The organism is Cuspidothrix issatschenkoi CHARLIE-1 (assembly GCF_002934005.1).
Classification (GTDB): Bacteria; Cyanobacteriota; Cyanobacteriia; order Cyanobacteriales; family Nostocaceae; genus Cuspidothrix; species Cuspidothrix issatschenkoi.
In genome coordinates this window covers 1-4967 of record NZ_PGEM01000169.1, presented here as the reverse complement: position 1 = coordinate 4967, position 4967 = coordinate 1, and the positions used below count along the sequence as shown (strand labels likewise).

Annotated in this window: 7 protein-coding genes and 1 pseudogene; 2 read left to right on the top strand and 6 right to left on the bottom strand. The window is 35.2% G+C overall.

Features of this window, described 5'->3' with window-relative positions; translation table 11 throughout:
- Positions 1–44: 44 nt before the first annotated feature.
- From CUN59_RS18940 to CUN59_RS18930, 3 genes are all read right to left on the bottom strand, one after another.
- On the bottom strand, positions 45–1310 hold the full coding sequence (locus CUN59_RS18940) for an aspartate aminotransferase family protein (RefSeq protein ID WP_104389298.1): 1266 nt from the start codon (positions 1308–1310) through the stop codon (positions 45–47).
- Between the two features lie 307 nt (positions 1311–1617).
- On the bottom strand, positions 1618–1923 hold the full coding sequence (locus tag CUN59_RS22200; RefSeq protein ID WP_243406993.1) for an HNH endonuclease: 306 nt from the start codon (positions 1921–1923) through the stop codon (positions 1618–1620).
- A gap of 215 nt (positions 1924–2138) precedes the next feature.
- Complete coding sequence (locus CUN59_RS18930) at positions 2139–2480, bottom strand: hypothetical protein (RefSeq protein WP_104389297.1); 342 nt, start codon at positions 2478–2480, stop codon at positions 2139–2141.
- 437 nt (positions 2481–2917) lie between these two features.
- Between CUN59_RS18930 and CUN59_RS18925 the strand changes: the two genes are divergently transcribed.
- Entirely contained in the window at positions 2918–3142 is a 225-nt protein-coding gene (locus tag CUN59_RS18925) for a 2-oxoisovalerate dehydrogenase (protein ID WP_104389296.1), read from the top strand.
- Entirely contained in the window at positions 3139–3378 is a 240-nt protein-coding gene (locus tag CUN59_RS18920) for a type II toxin-antitoxin system HicA family toxin (protein WP_104389295.1), read from the top strand. Before CUN59_RS18925 ends, CUN59_RS18920 begins: the two co-directional genes overlap by 4 nt.
- Positions 3379–3503: 125 nt before the next feature.
- Here CUN59_RS18920 and CUN59_RS18915 read toward each other — a convergent pair whose 3' ends face one another.
- From CUN59_RS18915 to CUN59_RS18905, 3 genes and pseudogenes are all read right to left on the bottom strand, one after another.
- Positions 3504–3764 (bottom strand): type II toxin-antitoxin system RelE family toxin, encoded by a 261-nt coding sequence (locus CUN59_RS18915; protein ID WP_104389294.1) that lies wholly within the window; start codon positions 3762–3764, stop codon positions 3504–3506.
- Positions 3761–4009: a hypothetical protein gene (locus tag CUN59_RS18910; RefSeq protein WP_104389293.1), complete on the bottom strand. Its 249-nt coding sequence runs from the start codon at positions 4007–4009 to the stop codon at positions 3761–3763. Before CUN59_RS18910 ends, CUN59_RS18915 begins: the two co-directional genes overlap by 4 nt.
- Positions 4010–4178: 169 nt before the next feature.
- A pseudogene (locus CUN59_RS18905) lies at positions 4179–4724 on the bottom strand (type ISP restriction/modification enzyme); the annotation flags it as partial.
- Between the last annotated feature and the right edge of the window lie 243 nt (positions 4725–4967).

Below are 4967 nucleotides of genomic sequence, written 5' to 3'. Positions count from 1 at the left end.
ATAGTTAAATTCCAAATTACGAATTACGAATTACGAATTGCGAATTACGCTGTGAGTTTAGCTAATGCTTTATCTACAGTTTTTAACGCTTGATTGATTTCGGCTTCTGTAACAATGAGAGGGGGAACAAAGCGGACGACCTTAGGACCAGCGGGTACTAATAATAAACCCTCATCCATGGCAGCTTTCACAACTTCAGCAGCAGTTAAAGGAATATCAGCTTTGATTTCCATACCGTTGATTAAACCCCAACCGCGCACTTCTGATATATACTGAGGGTATTTGAGAGCGATCGCCCTTAATCCTTCTCGTAAATGCTCCCCCTGTTCCTGTACATTTTGTAAAATATTCTCTTTTTCTAAAGTCTCACAAACACTCAAAGCCACACCACATACAAACGGATTACCACCAAAGGTACTCGCGTGTTCTCCCGGTTGGAAAATATCGCAGAACTTCTTACTCATCATTGCACCAATGGGAATACCACCGCCTAAACCTTTTGCACTGGTGAAAATATCCGGTTCTACTCCCAAATGTTCATAACCCCATAATTTACCACTGCGTCCCATTCCTACTTGCACTTCATCAAATATTAATAAAATGCCGGTTTCGTCGCAAATTTCCCGTAACCGCTTAAAGTAGGCCACATCACCGGGACGAACTCCTCCCTCTCCTTGTAATGGTTCAACTAAAATTGCTGCCACACGATAATTGCCTTCGTCCAACTCAGTTACAGCAGCCTCAATTGCTCTAATATCATTATAATTGACATAGTGGAAACCAGGGACTAGAGGATCAAAATGTTTTTGATACTTGGGTTGTCCAGTCGCGGTAACGGTTGCTAAAGTCCGTCCGTGGAAACTCGCATGGGCGGTTAAAATAATCGGGTTGGCAATTTCTAAAACGGTGTGTCCATATTTGCGAGCTAGTTTAATTGCCGCTTCATTAGCTTCCGCGCCAGAATTGCAGAAAAATGCCCGATCTGCACAAGAATGATCAATAATCCATTTAGCTAGTTGACCCTGTTCGGGAACATAGTACAAATTAGAAACATGATGCAGTTTTTGAATTTGTCTAGTTACAGCCTCTACCATAACTGGGTGGGCGTGTCCTAAAGTACAAGTGGCAATTCCCGCCACAAAATCCAGATATTCCTTACCTTGGGTATCCCAAACACGACAACCCGCACCCCGTTCTAAAGCGATGGGAAAGCGTCCATAAGTGGACATGACGACTTTATTGAAGCTATCAGCATTATAGGGGATATCTGAAGGGATTGTGGGCTGCTCAACTAGACCTTGGATACTCACTACCGCACCTCCTGAAAATTTTTATTTTAATAGATATTTACCAGATTAACGCCAGAAAAGGTTGGTTTTTATGAAGATAATTAATTACTGCAAATGTTAGGGCATAAAATGTTATTTTTTACACTAAAACTTACCCTATTTGTGGGGTGCATCGGATATCAAAAATTTGGTTATTTACATAATTTATGCTGTCTGACGCACCCTACTATACATCCTTTAATCCTGGATATTATCCCGACTTACTTTGACAAGCTCAGTACAAGTCCCTCGATAACCACCCGATGCTGACAAAAATCAAAGTTAAATATTAAAAATTGGGTGGATGTTCACCCATCTTTACCCACATTTTTCGCACGCGAATTAATTGTGAACGATTCATTTTTAAAGCATTAATTGTACTTCTACCTACAGCAGTTAATCCTATAATTTCCGTAGCGTCTTCATTCCAAGTAAAATGAGCTATCCATGATTGTTGTTGTGGATGAAATATTTTAACCTCTTCCTGAGTATTTGGATCAATTGCTGTCTGACGAGTTGCTTTATAACGATTACAAGATGGACAAGATAAACAGAGATTTTCAAATACAGTTTCACCACCAGCAGACCGAGGGATAATATGCTCAAACAGGACTTACGCAAAATAGAGCGAAAGTAGGGGTAATTCATGAATTACCCCTACGAAATAATCAGGGTTTCAGTTACATCTTGCGTAAGTCCTATCAAATTCAAAGGTAGTAACTGTTAAATATTCAGCAGTACGACAGTAAGCACAACAATCTGCAAAACAATGACGAATTTTTGTTTGTAATTCAACAGAAATGTAAACACTCACGCTACTTTAGACTTATTTTCAAGTTGGTTTAATGTATATTTTGCTCTGGTTTTCAGAATATTCAATTGATCAATCTGTGCTATTAATCTATCTAAGGTTTCAACTTCTGCATTAGATAATTGATTTTCAGAATTTTTCACTAATAACTCATTTAATTCTGTTTGACTTTTCACAGATAAAGAAGTTTCTGCTAACGCTTGCAACTCATCCTCATTTAAACCAATTAATAATTCTGAATTTGTTGATAAATTCGTTAACTGTTGGTAAGTTTCCATATTTAACAATACACCAATTCTTTCTCCTTGGGTGTTAGTTATATACTGTACTGATTCGACCATAATTTTAGATTGATTCAAAAATTAATGTGAGTCATATTTATTATACTATATTTTATCAGTCACAGTCAAGAAAAATATCCCCGACTTATTTTTTCTATTTGCTCAATAAATAACCTTTCAGAAGTCGGGGATCTAAAATCCTCTACATCCTTTAATCCTGGTTATTTTGATTCTGACAAGTTCTTTTTTTTATCGAACCATAGAGGACACAGAGAAAAAATACCAGTAATGATGATATTATAATCATAGTAAGAATTCACCGAGTCAGGATTCACCGAGTCAGAATGCTTATAAAATCAGGAATATAGGCAAGTGATATTTTCTTAAAAATCATCATAACTTACTCCAAAAGCCTTGATTTTCCAGACTCAGAGTATTTTCTATCCTGAATCCTTACTAATCATAACCTAAAGTTTCATGATTGAACATTACACATCATGCAAGAAAATAACATCAAAGAAATTATTTTTCTAGTGGAAGAAGATGATGAAGGTGGTTATATTGCTAAGGCAATTAATCAATCAATTTTTACTCAAGCTGATAGTCTTCCAGAGTTAAGAGAATTAATCAAGGATGCTGTTCATTGTCATTATCCTGATATCCAAAATCGTCCTCAATTAATTCGTTTACATATTATTAGAGATGAGATAATTGCTTCATGAAATTACCTAGAGATTTATCAGGTTCAGAACTTACTAAGGCTTTAAGTAAATTAGGATATGTGATTGATCATCAAACAGGCAGTCATATTCGCTTAACTACTCAAGAAAATGGTGAACATCATATTACTATTCCTAATCATAGTCCTATTAAAATCGGAACTCTGAGCGCAATTTTACGAGATGTAGAAAATCATTTTAATTTGACTCGTGAAGAATGTGTAAATCTATTATTTTAAAACTAAAAATAAAGAGATAAACCACATCCTATAAATCCTTTAATCCTGGTTATCCTGATTCTGACAAGTTCTTTTTTTATCGAACCACAGAGGACGCAGAGGACACAGAGAAAATATATCAAAGTTTATTTTTTGTACACATCTTTTCTATGTGAACAATGAAGAACTATAACTGTTAAGTTTTCATCATCAATTTCATAGCGTACTCGATAATCTCCTACTCTAATTCTGTATTCATTTTTAAAACCTTTGAGTTTCTTGACTCCAGATGGACGAGGATTTTCAACTAAAGATAAAATCTTTTCTAAGATTCTTTCGTTAATATTTTGTGATAAATTTTCCAGTTGTTTTTCAACGGGGTTAGGAATAATAACTTGGTAGGTCATGAAGTTTGACGCTTGCGATTTTCTATATATTGTTGAATTGTTTGGTATTCACCATTTTGATAAGCTTTTCTCGCATCTGCAACTTCTTTCATGATTTGGGGATTTTCTTCTATTAAATCATCTTCTTCTTCATCTATTAAATCTGCTTGCAAAAATTCTAGGATTTTTTGTTTTTCCCCTAAACTCAAAGATGTGATCGCTTCTATTAATGATTCTAAGGGAATTTGTAATTTAATTGTTGTCATTTTTTTTAACCTCTAGTTAATGACTTTTTCAAATTATATCAAACTTAATCCAATTTTTCTATGTTTTATAAACAAGATCCCCGACTTTTTTTTCAATCTCTTCTATAAATTACTAATTTATTTCAGAAGTCGGGGATCTAAAATCCTGAAAATACTCAAATCCTGGTTATTATCTCGACTTCGCTCGATAACCACCTGATTCTGACATTTCTTTAATTATATTCATTGTTTCTACACTCACTGTAGAAACTCTCATTAATAATTCTACTACCTGTTCTTTATAATCTGCAAAACGATAGGTGTTGAATTTTTCCGCAATGGTGGGATCTTTTGGTTTCTTTTCTTTATATTGATCTAATATCCATTCTAATGCACTCCGATTTCCTAGCATATATTCCCAAGCTATATCAGGAACTCCGGTTAATGTGGTGACATCATCTAAAATAATGACACCTTTATTTTTATCTGCTTTCAATTTAATTTTAATAGTTTTCTGACGTTCCCTGAGCGAAGTCGAAGGGGTGTCTTTTAAGGGAATATCTACACGGGTTAATTTATACGGTGTGACTGTTTCATAGTTAATATGAATTTCCATGAGTTGTTTTCCCCAGTTAACCCATTGGTGGAAGTTTTCATAATAGGGTAAACGGGGAAAGTCGCGTTTTAAATTCAGTTCGTATTTGCTGCGATATGCGGGATTATGTAAGACTGCGTAGGGAGCATCTCAAGTTTGTTAGAACAGATGAACTAGCAGATAGGGGTGAAAATCAGCGAAAATAAAGGAAGAAATCAAGGGAGCATAATTCAGGTGAGATGATAAGATCCCCGACTTCTTTGATTTATTGTGTCCATAAATTATAAATTGATCTCAGAAGTCGGGGATCTAAAATCCTGTTAATCCTTAAATCGGTGGATATCCTGATTCAGACAGCTTTTTCGATTCTGCTAAAATTGGGTT